This window comes from Micromonospora sp. NPDC048830, assembly GCF_043198215.1.
Classification (GTDB): Bacteria; Actinomycetota; Actinomycetes; order Mycobacteriales; family Micromonosporaceae; genus Micromonospora.
The window spans coordinates 370,333-394,346 of record NZ_JBICUP010000001.1; the positions used below are offsets into that span (position 1 = coordinate 370,333).

Sequence of the window (24,014 nt, forward strand, 5' to 3'; positions counted from 1 at the left end):
TCCTTTAGGGGTTGAGGGTGAAGGGTCGGAAGGTGCGCGGCCCGTACAGCCGCTCCAGCACCTCGTCGAGTTCGCCGAGCAGCCGCCAGGCGTCGTCGGGCCGGGCCGCGAGGGTCGGCTGCGCGCAGCCGTCGGCGAAGGCGCGCAGCTCGCGCGGGGCCCGGTCGGCCATCAGCCACGTCATGCAGCGGGCGGCCATGGCGAGGTCGGTGCCGGGGCCGCAGGGCCGCCGCGCGGCGACTTCCGGCGGGTACCAGTCCTCGTGGCCGGGCACCAGCGCTGGCACGGTGCCGCCGTCTACCGCCGAGAGGCACCAGTCGACGAGCACCACGCCGTGCGCGTCCGGCTCGATCAGGACGTGCCGGGGCAGCACCGCGCCGTGCACCACGCCGGCCCGGTGGGCCAGGCCGAGCGCCACCAGCAGCCGCCGCCACATCCAGGCCGCGTCGCGGGCGTCCAACCCGGCCGGGTACGCCCGGCGCACCTCGTCGAGGCTGCGCAGGCCGGGGACGCTGGCCAGCACGTTGATCCGCCGCTCCGCGCCGGTCGCCGCGTCCCGGTGCCGGAACGAGTCCACGAGCCGGGGCACGTACGGCAGGTGCCGCGGGTCGCCCCGCTCCTCGATCGTGCGCAGCGCATGCGCCTCGCGGGCCAGCAGGTCGTTGTCGGCCGGGTCGCGGGGCAGCTTGAGCAGCCGGTCGGCGCCCGCGTCGTACAGGTCGGCCAGGTCGCCGGCGTACCGGAGATCGCCGAGGCGGTAGCCGCCGAGCACGATCGTGCGGCCGGCGCGCCAGCGGGTCGTGACCCGGACGAACGCGTCGGTGGCGTCGGCGCGTACCCGCTCGTCGGCCGCGCCCAGCCGGTCCGGGTGCAGCGCCGCGACCAGCTCGCGGTAGCGGCGGGCCGGCGCGTCGGTGCCGAACAGGTCGGCGTCGGTGCGGGCCGTCGCGACCAGGCGGATCGCCTCGTCGGTCCTCACCGCACCGTCTCCTCGCGGGCGGGGCGCAGCAGCGCCGGGTGCAGCAGCCGGGCGTCGCCGGCGCGGTAGAGCTTGGCGCGGGGGCCGCCGCGCGCCCCGCCGCGCTCGGTGCTGGCGCCGGTGCTCTCGACGAAGCCCGGCACGGAGAGCACCTTGCGGTGGAAGTTGCCCGCGTGCAGCGGGTGTCCCCAGACCGTCTCGTAGACCTCGCGCAGCTCGGTGACGGTGAACTCCGGGTCGAGGAAGCGGGTGGCCAGCGGCGTGTACTCCAGCTTGGAGCGGGCCCGCTCCAGCCCGTCGTCGATGATCCGGCCGTGGTCGAAGGCGAGCTGGCGGCTGCTCAGCGCGGTCACCGGCAGCCAGGCCGCCTCGTCGGCGTCGCTGCCGGCGGTCGCGTCGGGCAGGTCGGGGGCGAACGCCAGGTGGGCGACCGAGACGATCCGCATCCGGGGGTCCCGGTCCGGCGCGCCGTAGCTGGCGAGCTGCTCCAGGTGGACGCGGCGCAGCCGCTCGCCGCCGAGCCCGGTCTCCTCGGCCAGCTCGCGGCGGGCGGCGGCGGCCAGGTCCTCGTCGGAGCGGACGAAGCCGCCGGGCAGCGCCCAGTGCCCCGCGTACGGCGGCTCGGCCCGGCGGACGAGCAGCAGGTGCAGCGCGCCCTCGCGGATGGTCAGCGCGACCACGTCCACGGTGACGGCGACGGCCGGGTAGTCCCGGGGGTCGTACGCGGCCAGGAAGTCCTGCTCGTTCACGGCGTCACTCCCACTTCGGCATCACTCTCAGTTCGAGAAGAACTCGATGTGAGAACAACTTAGCGCACGAAGGAGTGAACGCCAAGCCCTCCGTGTCTCAGCTCACGACGCCCGCCAGGTGCGGGCGGCCCGCCCGCGCGTGGTGCAGCGCGAACTCCCACATCGTGCCCGCCTGGCGGGCGTTGAACGCCACCGTGGACGGCAGCGGCACCGGCAGCTTGAACGCCACCTCCACCGTGTACGCGTCCGGTAGCCGGCTCTCCAGCGCGGCCAGGCAACGGGCCTTGCTCCACATCCCGTGCGCGATCGGGCGCGGGAAGCCGAACAGTCGCGCGCCGAGCCGGGACGTGTGGATCGGGTTGTGGTCGCCGGAGACCCGGGCGTAGTCCCTGCCGACCCGGGGGGTCGGCCGCCACAGCGCCGACGCGGCCGGCGCCGGGGGCCGTTCGCCCGGGTCGCGCCGCCCACCGCCGCCCGCCCCGCGCTCCTTCCCGAGGCACGTCGAGACGCTTCGCCAGACCTCCTCGCCGCCGACCGACGCGACCAGCACCACGTCGACCTGCCGGCCCCGGTCGTGCGGGCGCAGGTTCTCCGCGTACGCGCGGAAGCCCAGCGTCTCGCCGGCGTCGATCGGCCGGTGCACCCTGATCCGGTTGGCCAGGTGCACCAGGCCGACCAGCGGCATCGGGAACTCCGGGGCCGCCATGAGGCGCAGCATCAGTGGAAAGCCCATGACGTACGGATACGTCGCCGGCAGCCGGTCGACGAGCCGGAACCCGCAGACCCGGTCGTAGTCGGCCAGGTGGACCCGGTCGACGGTCACCCCGGCGACGGCCAGCTCCACCTCGGGCGGCGCGGCGGCGCGGCGGCGGCCGGCCCCGGGTAGCGCCCCGAGCACGGCCTGACGGTAGAGCGGGCCGGTGGCCGGCAGCCGGGGCAGCTCCACGACCGTCCGGCCGGCCGGCGCGCCCGTCCCCGCCGCCTCGGCGTCGCGAGCCTCCCGGGTCGCGTCCTCGGCGTAGCTGGACAGGTCCTGGGTGCCCGCGGTCGCCAGGTCGTACGGGTCCGGCCGGGCGGCCCGGGCGGCGGCCAGGTCCCGCGCCGACAGGATCTCGGTCGGCCCCTCGATCAGCTCGTGCACCGACAGCTCGTCGGCGTCCTCTTCCCTGCCCATCATGCCCCCAGCAGACTCTGGCCGCACACCCGGACGATGTTGCCGCTGACCGCGGCGCTGGCCGGCCACGCCAGCCAGCCGATGGTCTCGCCGACGTCCACCGGCAGGCCGCCCTGCGCCATGCTGTTCATCCGGCGGCCCGCCTCGCGCAGCATCAGCGGCATGCGGGCGGTCAGCCGGGTCTCGATGAAGCCCGGCGCGACCGCGTTGACGCTGATCCCGCGCTCGCGCAGCACCGGGGCCAGCGACTGCACCAGGCCGATCACGCCGGCCTTGGACGTGGCGTAGTTGGTCTGGCCCCGGTTGCCGGCGATCCCGGCGATCGAGGAGACCGAGACGATCCGCCCGCCGGGCGGGATCAGCCCGCGCTCCAGCAGCAGGTCGTTGATCCGCTCCTGACTGGACAGGTTGACGTCGAGGACGGAGTCCCACCGGTCGGCGTCCATCCGGCCGAGGGTCTTGTCCCGGGTGATGCCGGCGTTGTGCACCACCGCGTCGACCCGGCCGTGCCGGCCCGCCAGGTGGTCGGCGAGCCGCGTCGGGGCGTCCGGGGCGGTCAGGTCGAGCTGCACGGCGGTGCCGGCGATCTCGTTCGCCACGGCGGCCAGCGCGTCCCCGGCGGCGGGGACGTCCAGCGCCACCACCCGGGCGCCGTCGCGGGCGAGCACCCGGGCCAGCGCCGCCCCGATGCCCCGGGCCGCCCCGGTGACCAGGACGACCTGCCCGTCCAGCGGGCGGTCCCAGTCGGCCGGCGGCTCGGCTGCGCCGGCGCCGACCCGGATCACCTGCCCCGAGACGTACGCGGACCGGCCGGACAGCAGGAAGCGCAGCGTGGCCTCCAGGCCGGTCGTCGTGCCGGCGTCGGCGTTCGGGGTGACGTAGACGAGTTGGGCGGTGACGCCCCGGCCGAACTCCTTGCCGATGCTGCGGGTGAGCCCCTCCAAGGCCCGCTGGGCGGTGGCCGCGCGGGGCGTGGCGCACTCCTCCGGCGGGGTGCCGAGCACGATCACCCGACCGCTGGGCAGCACCGAGCGGGCCTGCGGGTGGAAGAAGTCGTAGAGCTGGCGCAGGCCGGTGGAGTCGGTGACGCCGCTGGCGTCGTACACCAGGGCGGCGTACCGGGAGGTGGTGTCGGTGGCGGCGGCCGGATCGCGCAGCTCGACCCCGGCGAAGGTGAGAATCCTGGTGACCGGCTCCGCGAGCCGGCCGCCGTCGGCCGAGCCGAGCAGCACCGGCCCGGTGACCAGCGGTTCGCCCGGGGTGTGGCGGCGCAGGCGTGGGGGGTCGGGCAGCCCGAGGCGCTTGACCAGCGCGCGGCCGGCCCCCGATCGGACGAAGCTCGCGTACCTGTCGGTCATAGGCGTAGCCTACTGGCCAGTAGGTTGTGGGCAAGTCCTGATGTGGAGGCGGGATCGTGCAGAGCATCCGGCGGGTCGCGGTCATCGGCGGCAACCGCATCCCCTTCGCCCGGTCCAACTCCCGGTACGCCGGCGCGTCCAACGCGGACATGCTCGGCGCGGCGCTGGACGGGCTCGTCGCCCGCTTCGGGCTGGCCGGGCAGCGGGTCGGCGAGGTGGTCGCCGGCGCGGTGCTCAAGCACTCCCGGGACTTCAACCTGGCCCGCGAGGTGGTGCTCGGCTCGAAGCTCGACCCGCACACCCCGGCGTACGACATCCAGCAGGCGTGCGGCACGGGACTGGAGGCGGCCATCCTGGTCGCCAACAAGATCGCCCTCGGTCAGCTCGACGTGGGCATCGCCGGCGGCGTCGACACCACCTCCGACGCGCCGCTGGCGATCAACGAGGACATGCGCCGCGCCCTGCTCCGGATCAACTCCGCGCGCACCCTCGCGGGGCGGCTGAAAGCGGCGACGAGGCTGCGCCCGTCGCAGCCGTTCCGGCCGGAGATCCCGCGCAACGCCGAACCGCGTACCGGGCTGTCCATGGGCGAGCACGCCGCCCGCACCGCGCTGCGCTGGAACGTCGACCGGCAGAGCCAGGACGAGCTGGCGCTGCGCTCCCACCAGCGGCTCGCCGCCGCGTACGACCGGGGCTTCTTCGACGACCTGGTGACCCCGTACCTGGGGCTGACCCGCGACCAGAACCTGCGTCCGGACACCAGCCTGGAGAAGCTGGGTGCACTGAGGCCGGTCTTCGGCCACAGGGGTCCGGACGCCGACCGCGCCACCATGACCGCCGGCAACTCCTCGCCGCTGACCGACGGGGCGTCCACGGTGCTGCTCGCCTCCGAGGAGTGGGCGGCCGAGCACAACCTCCCCGTGCTGGCCTTCCTCACCTGGTGCGAGACGGCGGCCGTCGACTTCGTGCACGGCGACGAGGGCCTGCTGATGGCCCCCGCGTACGCGGTGCCCCGGATGCTGGCCCGGGCCGGGCTGACGCTCCAGGACTTCGACTTCTACGAGATCCACGAGGCGTTCGCCGCGCAGGTGCTGGCCACGCTGGCCGCCTGGGAGTCGCCGGAGTTCTGCAAGGACCGGCTCGGCCTGGACGCCCCGCTCGGCGCGATCGACCGAAAGCGGATCAACGTGAACGGCTCGTCGCTGGCGGCCGGGCACCCGTTCGCGGCCACCGGCGGCCGGATCGTCGCGACCCTGGCCAAGCTGCTGGCCGAGAAGGGCGGTGGGCGGGGGCTGATCTCCATCTGCGCGGCCGGCGGGCAGGGCGTGACGGCGATCCTGGAGCGCTGAGGCCCTGGCGCAACCGGACCGTTCCCCTGTTCCGGCAGCAAATCGGATAAGCGCTCACATTAACCCCGGAATGCCCCGAGGATGAGGACGATTCATCTCTCTTCGGGAGGTTCCTCATGAAACTGCAACGTTGGCTGCTGGCCGCGCTCTCCGGTGCGGCCCTGGCCCTGGTTCCCACCGCCGTTCCCGGCGCGCCGACCGTCACCGGCCAGGCCGCCGCGCTCGCCGCCGACCGCTCCGGCCAGCCCGGCGGCGGGCGCGGCGGCGGGCTGCTCGAGCCGACCGCCACCCGGCCCCCGGGCGGCGGGACGTCGGACCAGACGGCGAACGGCCTCTGCCGGCCCGGCACCCCGCCGAACGCGCCGCCGACCACCTCGTTCCTGAGCAGCAACCCGCTGCTCGGCCCGGCGGTGCTGCCCACCGCGTCGCCGGTCGGGCCGCTGCTCGCCGGCTACCAGCGCTTCGGCGCGCTCAGCGAGGCGCAGTTCAGCCAGCAGTACATGAACAGCACCCAGACCGCCTACGTCTTCCCGCCCGCCAGCGGCTTCGTCATCGCCCCGGACGGCAGGCCCATCACGCAGGCCCAGACGCTGCTCGCCGGCTACCGCCTCGACCGCTTCGGCTTCCCCGGCGGTGCGTTCCTCTCCCCGCTCGGTACGCCGTTCAGCTCCCGGGCGCTGCCCCCGCAGAGCCTGAACACCCCGGAGAACGCCCCGCTGGCCAACTACCACGTGTACTGCGTGCTCCAGCCGTTCACGGTCGACTCCGGCCCGATCGCGCCGTGGTTCGCCCAGCCCGGGCAGGGCACCCAGTTCCACCTCAACCCCGCGTACCTGCCGCAGGCCGGCGGCAGCCTGACCGTCACCTGGCTGCTGCAGAACGGGTACCTGGTCGAGGAGAACCTGCTGCAGTAGGTGGGACGGAGTCGGACGGGAGGTCGGGTGTGGACCGGTACGAGGTGCGCGGGGCGCTGCTGGCGGCGGGGCTGTCGCCGGACGCATTCGAGATCGAGGACGTCCACGAGCACGTGCCGGTCCCACCCGACTTCTGGTTCCTGCGCCACTCGCCGGGCGGGCGCTGGGAGATCGGCCTGTACGAGCGCGGCGTGCACGACGTCCGCCAGGTCTTCGACTCCGAGGAGGCCGCCGCCGACGGACTCTGGACCGCCCTGACCGGCCGCCCGGCCCCGTCCTGACCTGGCAGCCGGGCGTTCACTGGCCGTTCGTTCCGCGCGCCCGCGTCGCACGCGTTGATGATCATGAGGTTGATGGGGCGAAATGTCCGATCCACCGCCGCCAACCCCATGATCGTCGAGGGGTGGGCGGGTGAGTCAGGCGGTGGAGCCGCCGTCCACGGCGATCGACGCGCCGGTGATGTGCCGGCCGTCCTCGCCCGCCAGGTGGCTGACCGTCGCCGCCACGTCCTCCGGCCTGCCGTACCGGCCGAGCGCGATGTGCGCCCGCTGCGCGTCCGCGAACGCGCCGTCCGCCGGGTTCATGTCGGTGTCGGTGGAGCCGGGGAGGATCACGTTGACCGTGATGCCGCGCGGGCCGAGCTCGCGGGCGAGCGCCTTGGTCAGGCCGTTGACCGCGGTCTTGGTCATGGCGTAGACGCTCACCCCGAGGTCCGTGACGCGGCTGGCGTAGCTGCTGCCGATGTTGACGATCCGTCCGCCGTCGCGCAGGTGGCGTACCGCCGCCTGAGTCGCCACGAACACCGCGCGCACGTGCACGGCGATGGCCCGGTCGAGGTCGTCCAGGCTGACCTGCTCGATCGGCCCGGCCGAGAACACCCCGGCGCTGTTGACCAGGATGTCCAGGCGCCCCAGCTCGGCGGCGGCCTGGTCGACCGCCCCGACCAGCGCCGTCGCGTCGGTGCTGTCGGCCCGGATCGCCAGGCCGGTGCGCCCGTACGACTCGACGTCGGCGACGACTGCCTTTGCCTCGTCCTCCGCCGCGCGGTAGGTGAACGCGACGTGCGCCCCGTCCTTCGCCAGGCGGCGTACGACGGCGGCGCCGATACCGCGGCTCCCACCGGTCACCAGGGCAACCTTGCCGGTAAGTCTGGACACTCTTTCCCATTCCCGTCGGTCGGTCGACTCAGCAAAATGATCACCCTATCCATCGGGTTGCCGACCGTCTCTACCGTGGACGCCGCCCGTCCGGACAACGCCGGCGGCGGCACTCGCGAGGAGTCGGAATGCGCCGTCAAGCCCTGCTCCGTACCACGGTCGTCGCCTTGGTCGCCGTGCTGGCGGTCAGCGGTTGCGCGTCCAGCGGCAGCGGCAGGAAAAGCAGGACGTCCGGCGCGAAGACGTCGGCGGCCAAGGGCTCCGGCTACGCCGGCAGCGGGGCGACCGGCTCCGGCTCGACGGGCTCCGGCTCGACGGGCTCCGGCTCGACGGGTGCCGGGAGCGGCAGCAGCGGCGGGCAGTCCGGTACGACCTCGACGACGAGCACCCCGAAGCCGGCCGGCCCGACCATCGAGTACTTCCGGGTCGCGCGGAAGCCCTCCTGCCCGGCCGGGACCAGCGCCAACCCCGTCGCCGGGACCCCGGTCGTGCTGGAGTGGAGGTCCCGCCACGTCGACTCTGTCGCCCTCTCCGTCGACGGCCCGGGCGTGTACGGCGACAACTATCCGGCCGCCGGCAGCGAGACCCTGAACTTCCCCTGCTCGGGCTCGGAGGGCGACGTGCAGAAGCACACGTACCTGCTGACCGTGCGCAACGCGTACGGCAAGCGGACGAAGACGCTCGTGGTGAGCGCGACCGTGCACGACGTGGCCGGGGTCTGAGCCGGGCCGCCACGTCGCCGACATGGCGGCTACCGCGCAGGGCTGATACCGCCATGGCGCCGACACGGGGTGGATCAACTCTGGGCTGGCTGAGGCCGTGACCGGTGCGTACGGGAGAATGAGCTGCGTGACGACGATCCCGAACGTGCTCGCCCACCGCTACGCCTCACCCGAGTTGGTCGCCCTCTGGTCGCCCGAGGAGAAGGTACGGATGGAGCGGCGGCTCTGGCTCGCCGTCCTCCGCGCCCAGCGGGACCTGGGCGTCGCGGTGCCCGACGGCGTGGTCGAGGCGTACGAGCGGGTGCTCGACGACGTCGACCTGGCCTCGATCGCCGAGCGCGAGCGGGTCACCCGGCACGACGTGAAGGCCCGGATCGAGGAGTTCAGCGCGCTCGCCGGGCACGAGCACGTGCACAAGGGGATGACCTCCCGCGACCTCACCGAGAACGTCGAGCAGCTCCAGGTGCGCCGGTCGCTGGAGCTGATCCGGGACCGGGTCGTCGCCGCGCTGGCCCGGCTGGCGTGGCTCGCCCAGGAGCACTCCGGCCTGGTGATGACGGGTCGCTCGCACAACGTCGCCGCGCAGGCCACGACGCTGGGCAAGCGTTTCGCCTCCGCCGCCGAGGAGCTGCTGATCGCGTACGAGCGGCTGCAGGACCTGATCGACCGGTACCCCCTGCGCGGGATCAAGGGCCCGGTCGGCACGGCGGCCGACCAACTCGACCTGTTCGACGGCGACGCCGGCAGGGTCGCCGAGCTGGAGCGCCGGGTCGCCGAGCACCTCGGCGTCCGCCGGGTGCTGGACAGCGTCGGGCAGGTCTACCCCCGCTCACTCGACTTCGACGTCCTCGCCGCGCTGGCCCAGGTCGCCGCCGCGCCGTCGTCGCTGGCCACCACGATCCGGTTGATGGTCGGCCAGGAACTGGTCACCGAGGGGTTCAAGCCCGGCCAGGTGGGCTCCAGCGCGATGCCGCACAAGATGAACACCCGGTCCAGCGAGCGGGTGAACGGGTTCGCGGTGATCATCCGGGGCTACCTGTCGATGGTCGGCGAGCTGGCCGGGGACCAGTGGAACGAGGGGGACGTCTCCTGCTCGGTGGTCCGCCGGGTGGCCCTGCCGGACGCGTTCTTCGCCGCCGACGGGCTGTTCCAGACGTTCCTCACGGTGCTGGACGAGTTCGGGGCGTACCCGGCGGTGATCAACCGGGAGCTGGAGCGCTTCCTGCCCTTCCTCGCCACCACGAAGATCCTGGTCGCGGCCGTGCGCCGGGGCGTCGGCCGGGAGGTCGCACACGAGGCGATCAAGGAGCACGCGGTCGCGGTGGCGCTGGACATGCGCGAGCGGGGCGCCGCCGAGAACGACCTCTTCGACCGCCTCGCCGCCGACCCCCGGCTCGGCCTCACCAGGGACGAGATCGACGCCCTGGTCGCCGACCAGGGCGCGTTCGTCGGCGCGGCCGCGGCCCAGGTCGACGCGGTGACGAAGCGCATCGCCGACGTGGTCACGAGCCACCCGGACGCGGCGGCGTACTCCCCACCCCCCATCCTCTGACCGCCCACCCGCCCCACCCCGCCCCCGCCTCCGCCCCGGCCCCGGCCCCGGCCCCGGCCCCGTCGATCATGGAGTTGACGGTGATGTGGATCTCGAAAACTGCCGCCAACTCCATGATCAACGGCGTCAAGCGGGGGCGTCAGGGCTTGCGGGTGGGGGTCTCCGCGGCGGAGCTCAGGTTCGGGGCGCTCGCCGGTTCCGCGATGCCGCCGGGGGACTCCGTGAACGCCGGCTCCTGGGCGGTGTCCGCCGCGATGAGTGGCTGGTCCGGAGGCATGACGTCGGGCACCTTGGGCGCCACGATGACCGCCGTGCCGTAGGCGCAGATCTCCATCCACATCTCGCCGCAGTCGCGGCTGTCGAAGCGCATTCCCACCACGGCGTTCGCGCCGAGGCGCCGGGCCTCCTCGCCGAGCCGGGCCACCGAGTCGGTACGCCAGCGGGTGAGGTTGTCCGGCGCCATCGGGTCGTACGCGCCGCCGCGGAGGTTCTTCACCCCCTCGCGGTACGGGTTGCGGGTCCTGGCCATCGAGGACACCACTTCGCCGAGAATCTGGCGGATCTCGTAGCCGGGCAGTTGATCCGTCGTCACGACCAGCACGTTTCCGATGCTGTCGCACCGGCGGCCGCCGGTTCGTCAGCTGTCGCCAGCTGAGCGGATGCTGAGAAACGGGTCGGCGCGGACGGCCGGCGCTCCGCCGACCATCCGCGCCGTACGCGGCGTGAACCGGCCCACATCACCCAGACGGGGGTCCGGAGGGCCGGACCGTCAGACACCGGCCACCGAGGTGATCCAGGCCCGGTTGTACGCGACGCTGCCGTAGTTCTGGATGCTCACGCCGTCGGCGGTCGACGCAACGCCGACCTGGCGCCCGTTGTAGAACTGCGGGCCGCCCGAGTCGCCGCTCCAGGCGTTGCCGGTGATCCGGCTGCTCCGGATGGCCTGGCCGCCGTACGCGTCGGTGGCGCTGTTGCTGGTCACCTGGACGGTGGCGGTCTTGAGCTGGCTGGACGCGGAGCAGCCGCTGTAGCAGGTCCTGCCCCAGCCGTAGATCGAGTTGGTGGAGCCGATCGGCGGGTTGCTGCTGGCCAGCGAGACGACGGAGGTGGTCACCGGGCTGGAGAGCCGCATCAGCGCCAGGTCGTAGCGGGTGTAGGTGGCGCTGACGGTACGGGTGGTGCCGCCCGAGGCGTAGTAGACGCTGCCGACCCGGACGGACATGCTGCCGTTGATGCAGTGCCGGGCGGTGAGCACCCACGACGAGGCGATCACGCTGCCGGAGCAGGTGAACGAGCCGTTGCTGAAGACGGCGGCGGCCCAGGGCGCGGACGAGACGTAGCTCCCGCCGATGATGTACGGGCTGACGGGTTCGGCGGGGGCGGCGACGGCGCCGCTGGCGGCGCCCAGCACGCCGACGAACGCGGTGCCGAGCACGGCGAGCAGGGGACGGATACGCATGGGACGTGCTCCTTGCCTCACGGACCCGGGATCGCCGGGTCGTCGAGCCGGTGGGGGGGTGCGGATCACCCAACGGGTCGTGCATTGAGTGGCATCGATGAGACTAGGCGTCGGTGATCCCGGTGACAAGAACGTGATAGAAGCTGGGCAATGTAACGATTTGGCGTCCCCGGCCGTGACGAACGCCCTGCTCCGAGCGCGTTCCGCACACTTTCGGCCGCGGTGCGGTCCGCCATTCCGCCGACGATGTGGATCATTGGCGGACCTGCCCCCGGCCGGTTCGGCTGAGGCGGTATCTGCCAGGTACGCTGGCTGCGCTCGCCCGTTGTGGGTCGGCACCCAACTGCGTACACAGTCAGGAGTGCCCCGTGCCTCGCGTCGTCGTCGACGTCATGCTCAAGCCCGAGATTCTCGATCCGCAGGGCCAGGCCGTCGCAAACGCGCTGCCCCGGCTCGGCGTCAGCGACGTCGCCTCCGTCCGGATCGGCAGGCGTATCGAGATCGATTTCACCGGCGAACCGGACCTGGACCGGGCCCGGGAGATCGCCGACAAACTGCTGGCCAACCCGGTCATCGAGGACTTCACCGTCCGCGTGGTCGAGGCCGACGAGACCGCGGGCGCCCAGCCGTGACCGCCCGGGTCGGTGTGGTGACGTTCCCCGGCTCACTGGACGACGGGGACGCCGCCCGGGCCGTCCGGATCGCCGGCGCCGAGCCGGTCCGGCTCTGGCACGGTGACCCGCGCCTGCACGGGGTGGACGCCGTCGTCCTGCCCGGCGGGTTCTCGTACGGCGACTACCTGCGCTGCGGCGCCATCGCCCGGTTCGCCCCGGTCATGGACACCGTGGTGGACGCCGCCCGGGGCGGCCTGCCCGTGCTCGGCATCTGCAACGGCTTCCAGATCCTCTGCGAGGCCCACCTGCTGCCGGGCGCGCTCACCCGCAACCAGCACCTGCACTTCCGCAACCGCGACCAGGTCCTGCGGATCGAGTCCGTCGGCACGGCGTGGACGAACGCCTTCCAGCCCGGCCAGGAGGTGCTGATCCCGGTCAAGAACGGCGAGGGCTGCTACGTCGCCGACGCCGCGACGCTCGACCAGCTCGAGGCCGAGGGTCGGGTCGTCGCCCGCTACCTCGGCGGCAACCCCAACGGGTCGCAGCGCGACATCGCCGCGATCACGAACTCCGCCGGCAACGTGGTCGGCATCATGCCGCACCCCGAGCACGCCGTGGAGGCGCTCACCGGCCCCTCCCTGGACGGCCTCGGCTTCTTCACCTCGGTGCTCAAGCACCTGGTGGGGGCCCCGGCGTGACAGTGCGCGGCACCATCGGTCGGCTCCACCGCCCCGACGGCGGCGAGCGCAGCGAGGAGAGGTCATGACCACCCATCCGGATCCGGCGGTACGGGAGATCCCCGGCGCGGCGGAGCCCGTCGCGGCCGCCGTGGCGCCGCAGACCGGCCCGGTCGACCCGGCCCGGCCCGTCGACCCCGCCGCGTACGCCAAGCCGGCCCCGGCCGGCGGCGACTGGACGCAGTCCCTGGACACCGTGCCGCACGCCGCGGCCACCCCCGGCGAGCTCCAGCCGTACGCCGAGCTGGGCCTGCGCGACGACGAGTACGACCGCATCCGGCACATCCTCGGTCGCCGTCCCACCCAGGCCGAGCTGGCCATGTACTCGATCATGTGGAGCGAGCACTGCTCCTACAAGTCGAGCAAGGTGCACCTGCGCCAGTTCGGCGAGAAGGCCCCGCCGAGCGACCGGCTGCTCGCCGGCATCGGGGAGAACGCCGGTGTGGTCCAGGTCTCCGACGAGCTGGCGGTGACCTTCAAGGTCGAGTCGCACAACCACCCGAGCTTCGTCGAGCCGTACCAGGGCGCGGCGACCGGCGTCGGCGGCATCGTCCGGGACATCCTCGCCATGGGCGCCCGCCCGGTCGCGGTGATGGACCCGCTGCGCTTCGGCGCCGCCGACCACCCCGACACCGCCCGGGTGCTGCCCGGCGTGGTGGCCGGCGTCGGCGGCTACGGCAACTGCCTCGGCCTGCCCAACATCGGCGGTGAGGTCGTCTTCGACCCCTGCTACCAGGGCAACCCCCTGGTCAACGCCCTCTGCCTCGGCGTGCTGCCGGTCGACCGACTGCAGAAGAAGGAGGCCGCCGGCCCCGGCAACGTCGTGGTGCTGATGGGCGCCAAGACCGGCCGGGACGGCATCGGCGGCGTGTCCGTGCTGGCCAGCGCCACCTTCGACGAGGGCAGCGAGCAGCGTCGCCCGTCCGTGCAGGTGGGCGACCCGTTCACCGAGAAGCTGCTGATCGAGGCGTGCCTGGAGCTGTACGACGCCGAGCTGGTCGTCGGCATCCAGGACCTCGGCGGCGCCGGGCTGACCTGCGCGCTCACCGAGACGGCCGCTGCCGCCGGCACCGGCATGCGGGTCTGGCTGGAGCGCGTCCCGCTGCGCGAGCCCTCGATGGAGCCGCACGAGATCCTGGCCAGCGAGTCCCAGGAGCGGATGCTGCTGGTCGTCGCCCCGGACAAGCTGGAGGCGGTGCTCAAGACCGCCGAGAAGTGGGGCGTGCTCGCCACCGCCGTCGGCGAGGTCACCGCGCCGTCTCCGGACGGCCAGCCGGGCCGGCTGCTGGTCACCTGGCGCGACCAGCCCGTGGTGGACGTCCCGCCGGGCTCGCTGGTCGACGACGGCCCGGTCTACGCCCGGCCGATGCGTGAGCCGGCCGACCTGATCCTGCTCCAGGCCGACCGGGCGGAGACGCTGCCCCGGCCGACCACCCCGGAGGCGCTGCGCGAGACCGTGCTGCGCATGATCGCGTCGCCGAACCTGGCGGACAAGACCTGGGTCACCGAGCAGTACGACCGGTACGTGCTGGGCAACACCGTGCTCGCCCAGCCGGAGGACTCCGGCGTGATCCGGATCGACGAGCGCACCGGCCTCGGCGTCGCCCTGTCTGTCGACGGCAACGGCCGGTACGCCCGCCTCGACCCGTACCACGGGACGAAGCTGGCGCTGGCCGAGGCGTACCGGAACGTGGCGGTGACCGGCGCGAAGCCGATCGCCGTCACCAACTGCCTCAACTTCGGCTCGCCGGAGGACCCGGGCGTGATGTGGCAGTTCGCCGAGGCCGTGCGCGGCCTGGCGGACGGCTGCCTGGAGCTGGGCATCCCGGTGACCGGTGGCAACGTCAGCTTCTACAACCAGACCGGCCCGGCGGCGATCCACCCCACCCCGGTGGTCGGCGTGTTGGGCGTGCTGGACAACGTCGCCGACCGGGTGCCGATGGGCTTCGTCCCGCGCGCCGCGGGCGACCACGACCAGCTCTTCCTGCTCGGCGAGACGCACGTGGAGCTCTCCGGCTCGGAGTGGGCCTGGGTGACCCACGAGCACCTCGGCGGCATCCCGCCGCAGGTCGACCTCGCCCGGGAGCGCCAGCTCGCCGACCTGCTGGCTGAGGCGGCCCGGGTCGGCCACCTCAGCTCGGCGCACGACCTCTCCGACGGCGGTCTCGCGCAGAGCCTGGTCGAGTCCTGCCTGCGGCGCGGCGTTGGCGCGAAGATCGCGCTGCCGGATCAGTTCGCCACCGGCTCGCTGCCGTTCGTGTTCCTGTTCAGCGAGTCCGCCGGGCGGGCCCTGGTCTCGGTGCCGCGCGGCCACGAGAAGGCGTTCGCCGCCCTCTGCGCCGAGCGCGGCGTGCCGTGGGAGCCGATCGGCGTGACCGACCCGGCCGGCGGCGCCCTGGAGCTGGTCGGCCAGTTCCGGATCGGCCTGGACGAGCTGCGCGCTGCGCACACCGCCACGCTGCCCCGGCTCTTCGGCGGGTCGGAGCCGGCCGGGGTGGGCCAGCCCACCCAGGCCGCCCCGCGCTCGCGGGACGCCGCCCAGGCCACGACGGCCGCTCCGGTGGCCGGCGAGACGGAGGCCGGGGCCGATTCGGGGCCGGCCGTCCACGCGGAGCCGGAGCTGTCGGCTCCCGCCGGGTCGGGGGCGTCCGTTCCCGGCGCGCCGGAGGCGCTGGCTCCCACCGGGCCGGGGGCGTCCGTTCCCGCCGGGCCGGAGATGGCCGCAGGGCCGGCCCTTTCCGCCGAGTCGGCGGGCGACGCCGAGCCGGACGGGGCCGTGACCGGGCACGGCGACGAGGCGGCCCGGGCCGACGCCGGCCCCGGGCCGAGCGCCCCGGACTCCGGTGACCCGGAACAGCGGGCGACGACCGACGAGCGCTGAGGCGATGGCCGCGGCCGTCTTCGCCCAACCCGGCTCCGGCGCCCGCTTCGACTGGGGGCTGACCGGGGCGGCGGAGCTCGGCCGCGTCTGCGCCGTCCTGGTGGTGGTGGACGTGCTCTCGTTCACCACCACCGTCGAGGTCGCCGTCGCCCGGGGGATGCGTGTCCACCCCTTCCCGTGGGGCGAGCAGGCGGCTGAGTACGCCCGCCGCGTCGGCGCGGTCGCCGCCGTCGGCCGCCGGCAGACGACCCCGGAGCATCCGTGGTCGCTGTCCCCGGCGGCGCTGCGCACCGCGCCCGTCGTCGCGGATCTCGTCCTGCCGTCTCCCAACGGCTCGGCCATCAGCGCCGCGGCGAGCGCCACCGGGCTGCCGGTGGTCGCCGCCTGCCTGCGCAACGCCCGGGCCGTCGGGCGCTGGCTGCGCGAGCAGGGGTACGGCTCGACGGCCGCGCCGATCGGGGTCGTCGCGGCCGGCGAACGCTGGCCGGACGGGTCGCTGCGCCCCTCCGTCGAGGACCAACTCGGGGCGGCGTGCGTGCTCGACGCACTGTCCGGCGTACCGGGTGGGCTGTCAGTCGAGGCGGCGATGGCACTGGCCGTCCTGACCAGCACGCCGGACGTGCCGGCGGCCGTGCGGGGATGCGTCTCCGGCCGGGAACTCGTCGAGGGCGGCTTCCCGGCCGACGTGGAGGTCGCGGTCCAGGTCGGCGTCTCCGAGGTGGTCCCGCTGCTACGGCAGGGCGTCTTCTCCGCCGCCTGACGCCCTGGGGTTGCACACACCAGCGTCAGGTCGGCGTGCAACACCGCCTTTTCCCGGGCCTCCGGGCCGCGCCGGAACGAAAGAGGGTGGCTGCCCGATCAGCTCGGGCAGCCACCTCTTCACACGTTCGGTGGGTGGAGCGGACGGGGCGTCAGTCGTCCAGCCAGTCCAGCCGGCGACCGCCCCGGTCCTGCTGCGGCGCGCCGTCCGACCGGCCCCGGCTGCCCTGGGGCGAGTCCCCGTAGTAGCCGCCGGCCTGCTGGTCGTACCCGTCCTGCTGGCCGTAGCCGCGGTCGTCGTAGCTGCCGCGCTGCCGCGGCGGCTCCTGACCGTAGCCGCTCTGCTGGCCGTAGCCGCCCTGTTGGCCGTGGCCACTCTGCTGGCCGTAGCCGTCGTTGCCGTAGCCGCCCTGCTGGTCGTAGCCGCGGTCGTAGCCCTGCCGGCCGGAGTCGTACCCGCCGCCGGTGCCGCCGTCGTAGCCGCCGCCCTGCCGGCCGTACCCGCCGCCGTAGCCACCGCTGCTGTCGCCGCCCCGGCCGTACTGCTGGGTCTCGCCGTACCCGGGCTCCTGCTCCGGCTGGTAGGTGGTCGTCGGGTACGGGTCGGCCGCCGGCGGGGTGTACGAGCCGGTCGACTCGCCGGTGTAGCGGCCGGTCGACTCGTCGTAGCGCTCGCCGTAGCCGCCGCCCTGGCCGCCGTAGCTGCCTGCGGGCGCGCCGTAGTCGCGGTTGCCGTAACCACCGCCGGAGGCGGGTGCGTCGCCGTAGCCGCCGCTGCTCGGCGAGCCGCCGTAGCCGCCGCCGGACGCCGGGGCGTTGCCGTAGCCGCCGCCGGACGCCGGGGCGTTGCCGTAGCCGCCGCCCGAGGCGGGCGCGTTGCCGTAGCCGCCGCCGGACGCCGGGGCGTTGCCGTAGCCGCCGCCCGAGGCGGGCGCGTTGCCGTAGCCGCCGCCGGAGGCTGGAGCGTTGCCGTAGCCGCCGTCAGAGGCTGGGGCGTTGCCGCCGTAGCCGCCGGAGGCGGAGCCGCTGCCGTAGCCGCCGCCGGAGGCCGGGGCGTTGCCGTAGGCGCCGCCTGAGGAGGGCGAGTTGCCGTAGGTGCCTGCCGCGCCGTAACCGCCCTGGCCCTGTGGCTCGTCGCCGTAGCCGCCGCCGGCCCAGCCCTGCTGGCCGCCGGGGCCGTACGAGGGCGGCGGTGCGCCGTACGGGTCCGGCGGTACGTCGTCGACGACAGGCTGGTGCAGCATCGTCGGCGCGTCGCTGAGCGAGGCACCGGCGACCATCGTCCGGTCCGAGCCCATGCCGGCCCGGTTGACCACCCTGGTCTGGTCGTCCGCTCCGTGGTACGCCCCCCGGGCGGGCGGCACGGTGCCCGGTCCGGCGGCGGCGCCCGCCGGCCCGTCGTCGGTGTCGTCGTCGCCGTTCTCCCGGCGCTTCATCCAGAGCAGCACCATCGTGCCGACGCCGACCGCCACGAAGAGGCCGCCGAGCAGGATCAGCAGCCAGTTGCCGAAGCCGGAGTCCTCCTCGGCCGCGGCGTTCTGCTGGGCCCCCGGGCTGGCCTCGGCCGACGGGTCGGTGGGCTCCTCGGTGGGCTCGTCGGTCGGCAGCGCCTCCTCCGTCGCCTCGGGGGTGGCGCTCGGCGTCACCTGCACCGGGATCGCGAGGCTGATCCGCTGACCGGTCACGGTCTGCCCGCCGCTGGCGTTGAAGCTCTTGGTGGCGCGGACCTCGCCCTTGACGGCGCCGAGAGTGAGCCGGCCCGGGGCGATCGGGTTGCTGCTGCTGCCGGAGAACCGGAAGTTGCCGCTGCCGTCGCTGGTGGTGTTGAGGACCTTGCCGGTGCTGTCCTGGAGCATGACGGTCGCGTTCGGCACGGGGTCGCTGTTCGCGGCGACGACCACCTTGCCGGAGACGGACTTGACCGTCTGCTCCTGCGTCGGACTCGGAGCCGCCTGAGCCTTCACCGTCAACGAAAAACTGTCGCTCTTGCCGGAGACGTTGACGGTGACCTGTTGCCCGTCGACGCCGGGGGCGTTGTCGGCGGCCCGCAGCCGGATCTCCTGCGTCTCACCCTGAGGGTCGTTCACGACGACCCTGCCGCAGCCCCCGACGCAACTGACGCCCTGGGGCAGCCCAGTCAGGCTGATGGTGGCGCTCTCCACCGGGCCGTCGGGGGTGATGGTGACGCTCACGGAGGTCTCGTTGCCCGCCTGCACCGTGGTGGACTTGGGCGACACCTTGACATCTGCGACGGCTAGTGCAGGTGTTGCGGGGACGGCGAGCAGCGCGCCGGCTACCAGCGCTACGACCACACCGGCCCGCTGCTTCCAGGCACGTCGGTGTGTTGACACGTCCACCGCCTTCCGGTCTGACCTCCCCCGGGCCGGTCGCCGGGCCGGGGATCATCACGGTACGAAATACGCCGTCGGCAACTATGCCTTGTCCGACTCCGTCAGCGCGACCCAGGGCAGCGTCGAAAGCGTCGGACCCGGGTCGTATTGTCCCGTCGTGTCCTCTCCGCACCCAAAGTCCGCAGCGGTTGCCGCGGCGTTCGCCGCCCTCGACGAGGGTCGTACCCCCGAACGGGCGGTGTTCCGGGAGGCGGTCCGTGCCCTGTTGACGGCCCTCGCGGAGCGTGTCCCCGGCCGATCGGTCGAGGTGCGTGTTCCACCATACGGCGCGGTGCAGTGCGTACCCGGGCCCCGACACACCCGGGGCGCGCCGCCGAACGTCGTGGAGATGGATCCGGTCACCTGGCTGGAGGTCGCGACAGGTCGCCGAGGGTGGGCGGAGACGGTCGCCGAGGGGCGCGTACGGGTCAGCGGTGTCCGGGCCGACCTGTCTGTCCACCTTCCGCTCGACCTGGGCGAATAAATCTGCGAGATAGGTAACACAGGGCTGTCGAATCGTGACTTTCTGTATCGAACCTGGTTCGCGTACACTGTCAGGCGACGACATGGCCCGGCCGAGCAGCACGGATTCAGCCCCGTGACTTCGCCCGGCCAGTCCCGACCAGCATGAGGGAGCGGCAGGTGCCCCGAGGCGACGGCCGGCTGAGCCACGACCTTGACCCCCAACGACCCGGCCCCCAGGACGCGTGCGGCGTCTTCGGCGTCTGGGCGCCGGGGGAGGAGGTCGCCAACCTGACCTACTTCGGGCTCTACGCCCTCCAGCACCGTGGCCAGGAGGCCGCCGGGATCGCCGTCAGTGACGGTTCCGGCGTGGTGGTCTACAAGGATCTCGGCCTGGTCGCCCAGGTCTTCGACGAGCCCACCCTGGCCAGCCTGCGCGGGCACGTCGCGATCGGGCACGCCCGCTACTCGACCACCGGCGCCTCGACCTGGGAGAACGCCCAGCCGACGATCCGGTCCACCAGCGCCGGCACCACGATCGCCCTGGCCCACAACGGCAACCTGGTCAACACCGCCGAGCTGCAGCGCGAGGTCAGCGAGCGTGGGCTGGCCACCGACGGCTCGACCAACGACACCTCCCTGGTCACCATGCTGCTGGCCAGCCGGCCGGATCTCTCGGTCGAGGCCGCCGCACTGGAGGTGCTGCCCCGGCTGCGCGGCGCGTTCAGCTTCGTCTTCATGGACGAGTCGACCCTCTACGCGGCCCGCGACCCGCACGGCGTACGCCCGTTGGTGCTCGGCCGCCTGGAGCGCGGCTGGGTGGTGGCCAGCGAGACGGCCGCGCTGGACATCGTGGGCGCGAGTGTGGTCCGTGAGATCGAGCCGGGCGAGCTGATCGCCATCGACGAGGACGGCCTGCGCTCCGCCCGGTTCGCCGCGCCCGAGCCGAAGGGCTGCCTCTTCGAGTACGTCTACATCGCCCGCCCGGACGCCACCATCGCCGGCCGGAACGTGCACGCGGCGCGGGTGCAGATCGGCCGCCAGCTCGCCAAGGAGCACCCGGTGGAGGCCGACCTGGTCATCCCGGTGCCGGAGTCGGGCACGCCGGCCGCGATCGGGTACGCCGAGGAGTCCGGCATCACCTACGGCGCCGGCCTGATGAAGAACCCGTACGTCGGGCGGACGTTCATCCAGCCGTCGCAGACCCTGCGCCAGCTCGGCATCCGGCTCAAGCTCAATCCGCTGCGGGAGAACGTCCGCGGCAAGCGGCTGGTCGTGGTCGACGACTCGATCGTGCGCGGCAACACCCAGCGGGCCATCGTGCGGATGCTGCGCGAGGCGGGCGCGCTGGAGGTGCACGTCCGGATCTCCTCCCCGCCGGTCAGCTGGCCGTGCTTCTACGGCATCGACTTCGCCACCCGCGCCGAGCTGCTCGCCAACGGGCTCGACAACGAGGGCATCCGGCGGTCGATCGGGGCCGACACGCTGGGTTACGTGTCGCTGTCCGGCCTGATCGCCGCGACCGAGCAGCCGAAGAGCCGGCTCTGCCGGGCGTGCTTCGATGGGGAGTACCCGATTTCGCTGCCGGCCGGGAACCTGATCGGCAAGCACGTGCTCGAAGGAGTGGGGCGCCGCGTCGCCAGCACGGCGCCGGAGGATCCCGACCGCACCACCCCACCACTCGTCGCCACTTCGGGCGGCGCGACCGCACACCGCCCATAGCACCGCCCGACGCGGTCTGGACCGGCCGCCGCCGGCGCCCGCGAGAACCACAAAGGGGAGAACCGTGACGCACGTGTCCGAGCGCAGCGGCACCGAAACCAGCCCGACCGGCACCGGCGCCGACCGTCAGCCCTGGACGGCCGGGGCCGGCCGCGCCGCGCGCAAACGCTCGGTCTCGTACGCCGAGGCCGGCGTCTCGATCGAGGCGGGCGACCGCGCCGTCGAGCTGCTGAAGTCCAAGGTGCGCCAGACCCGCCGGCCCGAGGTCCTGGGTGACCTCGGCGGTTTCGCGGGCCTGTTCCGGCTCGACACCGCGAAGTACCGCAACCCGATCCTGGCGTCGTCCACGGACGGGGTCGGCACCAAGCTGGTGATCGCCCAGCAGCTCGACATCCACGACACGATCGGCATCGACCTGGTCGCCATGGTCGTGGACGACCTGGTCGCCTGCGGCGCCGAGCCGCTGTTCCTGCTCGACTACATCGCCTGCGGCGAGGTGGTTCCGGACAAGGTCGCCGAGATCGGTGCCGGCATCGCCGACGGTTGCCGGTACGCCGGCTGCGCGCTGCTCGGCGGCGAGACGGCCGAGCACCCCGGCGTGCTGCGCCCGGACGAGTACGACGTCTCGGCCACGGGCGTCGGCGTGGTGGAGGAGAGCGAGATCCTGGGCCCGGAGCGGGTCGAGGTCGGCGACGTGGTGATCGCCATGCGCTCGTCGGGCCTGCACTCCAACGGCTACTCCCTGGTCCGGCACGTGCTGCTGGGCGCGGGTCGGATGCGGCTGGACGTGGTGATCGAGGACTTCGGCCGGCAGCGCACCCTCGGTGAGGAGCTGCTGACCCCGACCAAGATCTACGCGAAGGACTGCCTCAAGCTGATCGCCGAGGCGGAGGTGCGGGCGATCGCTCACGTCACCGGCGGCGGCATCCCTGGCAACCTGGTCCGGGTTCTGCCCGAGCACGTCGACGCCGTGGTCAGCCGCTCCACCTGGAAGCCCCAGCCGATCTTCGACCTGATCCAGTCCAAGGGCCGGATCGAGGATCCGGAGATGGAGGCCACGTTCAACATGGGCGTCGGCATGTTCGCGGTCGTCGCGGCCGAGGACGCCGACCGGGCCCTGGCCACGCTGACCGGGCGGGGCGTCGACGCGTGGCAGGCCGGCGAGATCATCGAGGGCACCGGCAAGGTGCAGATGGTGGGGCAGCACACCCGCGGGTGATCACACTGCGTTGATCATCCGGGCACCTGATCGGGGGTTCACCCGAGTGGCCATCGCCGCCTAGCCTGAAGGGCACCTTCGGGCCAGGAAGGAGGGTGATGGCTGCTCGGGTACGGCCGATCGGCGGAATGCGCGGCATCGCTGCGGTCCCGTCGTACGTCGTGATGCAGCCCACCACGCTCTGCAACCTGGACTGTGCGTACTGCTACCTGCCGTTGCGGGCCGTCGACCGGCGGATGTCCGTCGAGGTGGCCGAGGCGGTGGCCGCCTCGGTGAACCCGTGGGCGGCGGCCGGGCGCTTCTCGGTGGTCTGGCATGGCGGTGAGCCCCTCGCGGCCGGCCGGGAGCACCTGGCGGCCCTGCTCGCCCCGTTCGACCCCGCGGTGGAGCACCACGTGCAGACCAACGCCACCCTGGTCGACGACGCCTGGTGCGAGTTCTTCGCGGCGCACCGGATGCGGGTCAGTGTCAGCGTGGACGGCCCGCGCGGGCGTAACGGCGACCGGGTCACCCGGGCCGGCCTGCCCGCGTACGACCGGATCGTGCGCGGGGTGGCCGCGCTGCGCCGGCACGGGCTGCCGTTCTCGGCGCTGGCCGTGGTCAGCGACCCGACGCCGGGGCGCGCCACCGAGCTGTACGACTACTTTCTCGGCCTCGGCTGCGAGGTGTTGGGCGTCAACATCGAGGAGACCGAGGGCGTCAACACCCGCGGCAACGCCCACGAGGCGGCGGCGGTGCGGGCGTTCTGGGCCGAGCTGGTGGCCGCCTGGCGGCGGGCGCCCCGCATCCACCTGCGCGAGGTGGAATGGTCGCTGCGGTACGTCGGGGCGGTCCTCGACGGCACGACGGACGATCTGTTGCCCCGCCGGCTCGACCCGATCCCCACGGTCGGCCACGACGGGTCGGTGACCGTGCTCTCGCCGGAGCTGGCCGGCTTCACCGACCCCCGGTACGGCGACTTCAGCAGCGGTAACGTCCTGACCACGCCGCTGGCCGAGATCCTGGCCGGCGCGGCGGGGACGCCCTGGGTCGGCGAGTTCCTGGCCGGCGTGGAGGCGTGCCGGGGGTCCTGCCCGTACTTCGGCTTCTGCGGCGGCGGCCACGCCGCCAACCGTTACTTCGAGCTGGGGCGTTTCGACGGTACGGAGACCGACCACTGCCGCAACAGCAAGATCCGCCTACTGGAGGGAGTGTTGGACCATGCCCGAGACCACCGGACACCGGCTGTCTGAGCGCGCCGGGGCCGCTGTCGTCGACCCGGTTGCCCAGCGGGTGCGGGAGACCGCCCCGGGGATCACCGCGCTGCTCTGCGAGGCGGAGGACGCGCGCCGGCTGCGGTCGGAGGTGGCGGGAGGCGAGGGTTCCGGCGCGGTCTGCGCCTGGAACCACTTCGAGAACATCCCGACGTTCTACAACTGGAACAACCGGCCCCGCTGAAACGACTGCCCGCGATCAAGGACCTGCCGGGGTTTCCGGATGCTCCGGCACGGCAGGCCCCTGATCGTCGGTGAACGCCGCCTCACGATGGGCACATGCGTGAGCACGCGGGGCTCACCGCGTGCTCAGATGTGACCGGGGGTCAGCGGGTCGGGCGGACCCAGGGATCCGGGTCCTCGTCCGCGTGGTCCTCGTCATCGTCGTCGACATACTCTTTGTAGTCGTCGTCGAAGTCGTGGTCCGACTTGCCAGCACCCGCCAGTTCGCGCTGCAAGGCGGTGAGGTCGGTGTTCGGGGAGTGGTACTTCAACTCCCGGGCCACCTTTGTCTGCTTGGCCTTAGCACGGCCGCGCCCCATGGCTCGACCCCCTCGCACAGAA

At 73.4% G+C, this 24,014-nt stretch carries 22 protein-coding genes and 1 pseudogene; 14 read left to right on the top strand and 9 right to left on the bottom strand.

Going from position 1 to position 24,014, the window contains the following annotated elements:
• Window positions 1–4 precede the first annotated feature (4 nt).
• From ACGFIZ_RS01815 to ACGFIZ_RS01830, 4 genes are all read right to left on the bottom strand, one after another.
• Complete coding sequence (locus ACGFIZ_RS01815) at window positions 5–979, bottom strand: serine/threonine protein kinase (RefSeq protein ID WP_393414599.1); 975 nt, start codon at window positions 977–979, stop codon at window positions 5–7.
• Window positions 976–1,728 (bottom strand): NUDIX domain-containing protein, encoded by a 753-nt coding sequence (locus ACGFIZ_RS01820; RefSeq protein ID WP_393414602.1) that lies wholly within the window; start codon window positions 1,726–1,728, stop codon window positions 976–978. Before ACGFIZ_RS01820 ends, ACGFIZ_RS01815 begins: the two co-directional genes overlap by 4 nt.
• Before the next feature lie 97 nt (window positions 1,729–1,825).
• The gene (locus ACGFIZ_RS01825; RefSeq protein WP_393414605.1) at window positions 1,826–2,905 is read right to left on the bottom strand and encodes a MaoC/PaaZ C-terminal domain-containing protein; all 1,080 of its coding nucleotides are present in this window, start codon (window positions 2,903–2,905) and stop codon (window positions 1,826–1,828) included.
• Entirely contained in the window at window positions 2,902–4,260 is a 1,359-nt protein-coding gene (locus ACGFIZ_RS01830) for a 3-oxoacyl-ACP reductase (protein WP_393414608.1), read from the bottom strand. The genes ACGFIZ_RS01825 and ACGFIZ_RS01830 overlap by 4 nt, the downstream gene beginning before the upstream one ends.
• A 56-nt stretch (window positions 4,261–4,316) precedes the next feature.
• On the opposite strand from ACGFIZ_RS01830, the gene ACGFIZ_RS01835 reads away from it, so the two are divergent.
• The 3 genes from ACGFIZ_RS01835 to ACGFIZ_RS01845 all read left to right on the top strand — a co-directional run bounded on the left by ACGFIZ_RS01835 (window position 4,317) and on the right by ACGFIZ_RS01845 (window position 6,804).
• Window positions 4,317–5,609: an acetyl-CoA C-acetyltransferase gene (locus tag ACGFIZ_RS01835; protein WP_393414611.1), complete on the top strand. Its 1,293-nt coding sequence runs from the start codon at window positions 4,317–4,319 to the stop codon at window positions 5,607–5,609.
• Window positions 5,610–5,725: 116 nt separating this feature from the next.
• Entirely contained in the window at window positions 5,726–6,523 is a 798-nt protein-coding gene (locus ACGFIZ_RS01840) for a TNT domain-containing protein (protein ID WP_393414613.1), read from the top strand.
• A 29-nt stretch (window positions 6,524–6,552) separates the two neighbouring features.
• Window positions 6,553–6,804 carry a hypothetical protein gene (locus ACGFIZ_RS01845; protein WP_347666268.1) on the top strand — a complete coding sequence of 84 codons (252 nt, stop codon included), beginning with the start codon at window positions 6,553–6,555 and terminating at the stop codon, window positions 6,802–6,804.
• 135 nt (window positions 6,805–6,939) lie between these two features.
• Here the strand turns inward: ACGFIZ_RS01845 and ACGFIZ_RS01850 are convergent, their stop codons facing one another.
• Window positions 6,940–7,680, bottom strand: a complete 741-nt coding sequence (locus tag ACGFIZ_RS01850; protein WP_393414617.1) for an SDR family NAD(P)-dependent oxidoreductase — start codon at window positions 7,678–7,680, stop codon at window positions 6,940–6,942.
• Between the two features lie 128 nt (window positions 7,681–7,808).
• Here ACGFIZ_RS01850 and ACGFIZ_RS01855 point away from each other — a divergent pair, with 128 nt between their 5' ends.
• Window positions 7,809–8,402, top strand: a complete 594-nt coding sequence (locus tag ACGFIZ_RS01855; protein WP_393414620.1) for a hypothetical protein — start codon at window positions 7,809–7,811, stop codon at window positions 8,400–8,402.
• 127 nt (window positions 8,403–8,529) lie between these two features.
• A complete protein-coding gene (purB, locus tag ACGFIZ_RS01860) occupies window positions 8,530–9,954 on the top strand; it encodes an adenylosuccinate lyase (protein WP_393414623.1) in 1,425 nt (474 codons plus the stop codon).
• Between the two features lie 139 nt (window positions 9,955–10,093).
• On the opposite strand, the pseudogene ACGFIZ_RS01865 reads toward purB, so the two are convergent.
• Together ACGFIZ_RS01865 and ACGFIZ_RS01870 are read right to left on the bottom strand one after the other, a co-directional pair.
• Window positions 10,094–10,660, bottom strand: a pseudogene (locus ACGFIZ_RS01865) (YbjQ family protein).
• A gap of 63 nt (window positions 10,661–10,723) precedes the next feature.
• Entirely contained in the window at window positions 10,724–11,413 is a 690-nt protein-coding gene (locus ACGFIZ_RS01870; RefSeq protein WP_393414626.1) for a S1 family peptidase, read from the bottom strand.
• A 368-nt stretch (window positions 11,414–11,781) separates the two neighbouring features.
• Here ACGFIZ_RS01870 and purS point away from each other — a divergent pair, with 368 nt between their 5' ends.
• The 4 genes from purS to ACGFIZ_RS01890 all read left to right on the top strand — a co-directional run bounded on the left by purS (window position 11,782) and on the right by ACGFIZ_RS01890 (window position 16,405).
• Window positions 11,782–12,045 carry a phosphoribosylformylglycinamidine synthase subunit PurS gene (purS, locus tag ACGFIZ_RS01875; RefSeq protein WP_347669839.1) on the top strand — a complete coding sequence of 88 codons (264 nt, stop codon included), beginning with the start codon at window positions 11,782–11,784 and terminating at the stop codon, window positions 12,043–12,045.
• A complete protein-coding gene (purQ, locus tag ACGFIZ_RS01880; RefSeq protein WP_393414630.1) occupies window positions 12,042–12,725 on the top strand; it encodes a phosphoribosylformylglycinamidine synthase subunit PurQ in 684 nt (227 codons plus the stop codon). The genes purS and purQ overlap by 4 nt, the downstream gene beginning before the upstream one ends.
• Before the next feature lie 64 nt (window positions 12,726–12,789).
• Window positions 12,790–15,645 carry a phosphoribosylformylglycinamidine synthase subunit PurL gene (gene purL, locus ACGFIZ_RS01885; RefSeq protein WP_393414633.1) on the top strand — a complete coding sequence of 952 codons (2,856 nt, stop codon included), beginning with the start codon at window positions 12,790–12,792 and terminating at the stop codon, window positions 15,643–15,645.
• A gap of 4 nt (window positions 15,646–15,649) precedes the next feature.
• Window positions 15,650–16,405, top strand: coding sequence for a 2-phosphosulfolactate phosphatase (locus ACGFIZ_RS01890; protein ID WP_393414636.1), 756 nt, complete (start codon window positions 15,650–15,652; stop codon window positions 16,403–16,405).
• Window positions 16,406–16,556: 151 nt separating this feature from the next.
• Here ACGFIZ_RS01890 and ACGFIZ_RS01895 read toward each other — a convergent pair whose 3' ends face one another.
• On the bottom strand, window positions 16,557–18,755 hold the full coding sequence (locus ACGFIZ_RS01895) for a carboxypeptidase regulatory-like domain-containing protein (RefSeq protein WP_393414638.1): 2,199 nt from the start codon (window positions 18,753–18,755) through the stop codon (window positions 16,557–16,559).
• Window positions 18,756–18,912: 157 nt separating this feature from the next.
• On the opposite strand from ACGFIZ_RS01895, the gene ACGFIZ_RS01900 reads away from it, so the two are divergent.
• The 5 genes from ACGFIZ_RS01900 to amcA all read left to right on the top strand — a co-directional run bounded on the left by ACGFIZ_RS01900 (window position 18,913) and on the right by amcA (window position 23,634).
• Window positions 18,913–19,278: a sterol carrier family protein gene (locus ACGFIZ_RS01900; RefSeq protein WP_393414641.1), complete on the top strand. Its 366-nt coding sequence runs from the start codon at window positions 18,913–18,915 to the stop codon at window positions 19,276–19,278.
• 158 nt (window positions 19,279–19,436) lie between these two features.
• Window positions 19,437–20,978, top strand: coding sequence for an amidophosphoribosyltransferase (purF, locus tag ACGFIZ_RS01905; protein ID WP_393414644.1), 1,542 nt, complete (start codon window positions 19,437–19,439; stop codon window positions 20,976–20,978).
• 64 nt (window positions 20,979–21,042) lie between these two features.
• Window positions 21,043–22,197 carry a phosphoribosylformylglycinamidine cyclo-ligase gene (gene purM / locus ACGFIZ_RS01910; protein ID WP_393414647.1) on the top strand — a complete coding sequence of 385 codons (1,155 nt, stop codon included), beginning with the start codon at window positions 21,043–21,045 and terminating at the stop codon, window positions 22,195–22,197.
• Between the two features lie 128 nt (window positions 22,198–22,325).
• Window positions 22,326–23,429 carry a cyclophane-forming radical SAM peptide maturase AmcB gene (gene amcB / locus ACGFIZ_RS01915; RefSeq protein WP_393414871.1) on the top strand — a complete coding sequence of 368 codons (1,104 nt, stop codon included), beginning with the start codon at window positions 22,326–22,328 and terminating at the stop codon, window positions 23,427–23,429.
• A complete protein-coding gene (gene amcA, locus ACGFIZ_RS01920) occupies window positions 23,398–23,634 on the top strand; it encodes a multiple cyclophane-containing RiPP AmcA (protein ID WP_393414650.1) in 237 nt (78 codons plus the stop codon). The genes amcB and amcA overlap by 32 nt, the downstream gene beginning before the upstream one ends.
• 142 nt (window positions 23,635–23,776) lie before the next feature.
• Here the strand turns inward: amcA and ACGFIZ_RS01925 are convergent, their stop codons facing one another.
• Window positions 23,777–23,992: a DUF3073 domain-containing protein gene (locus ACGFIZ_RS01925; RefSeq protein ID WP_393414652.1), complete on the bottom strand. Its 216-nt coding sequence runs from the start codon at window positions 23,990–23,992 to the stop codon at window positions 23,777–23,779.
• Window positions 23,993–24,014: the final 22 nt, after the last annotated feature.

Excerpts from the sequence above, each read along its gene's own strand:
- ACGFIZ_RS01825 (WP_393414605.1), bottom strand. The coding sequence starts at position 2,905 with ATGATGGGCAGGGAAGAGGACGCCGACGAGCTGTCGGTGCACGAGCTG.
- ACGFIZ_RS01830 (WP_393414608.1), bottom strand. The coding sequence starts at position 4,260 with ATGACCGACAGGTACGCGAGCTTCGTCCGATCGGGGGCCGGCCGCGCG.
- ACGFIZ_RS01840 (WP_393414613.1), top strand. The coding sequence starts at position 5,726 with ATGAAACTGCAACGTTGGCTGCTGGCCGCGCTCTCCGGTGCGGCCCTG.
- ACGFIZ_RS01855 (WP_393414620.1), top strand. The coding sequence starts at position 7,809 with ATGCGCCGTCAAGCCCTGCTCCGTACCACGGTCGTCGCCTTGGTCGCC.
- ACGFIZ_RS01870 (WP_393414626.1), bottom strand. The coding sequence starts at position 11,413 with ATGCGTATCCGTCCCCTGCTCGCCGTGCTCGGCACCGCGTTCGTCGGC.
- purL (WP_393414633.1), top strand. The coding sequence starts at position 12,790 with ATGACCACCCATCCGGATCCGGCGGTACGGGAGATCCCCGGCGCGGCG.
- ACGFIZ_RS01890 (WP_393414636.1), top strand. The coding sequence starts at position 15,650 with ATGGCCGCGGCCGTCTTCGCCCAACCCGGCTCCGGCGCCCGCTTCGAC.
- amcB (WP_393414871.1), top strand. The coding sequence starts at position 22,326 with ATGCGCGGCATCGCTGCGGTCCCGTCGTACGTCGTGATGCAGCCCACC.
- amcA (WP_393414650.1), top strand. The coding sequence starts at position 23,398 with ATGCCCGAGACCACCGGACACCGGCTGTCTGAGCGCGCCGGGGCCGCT.
- ACGFIZ_RS01925 (WP_393414652.1), bottom strand. The coding sequence starts at position 23,992 with ATGGGGCGCGGCCGTGCTAAGGCCAAGCAGACAAAGGTGGCCCGGGAG.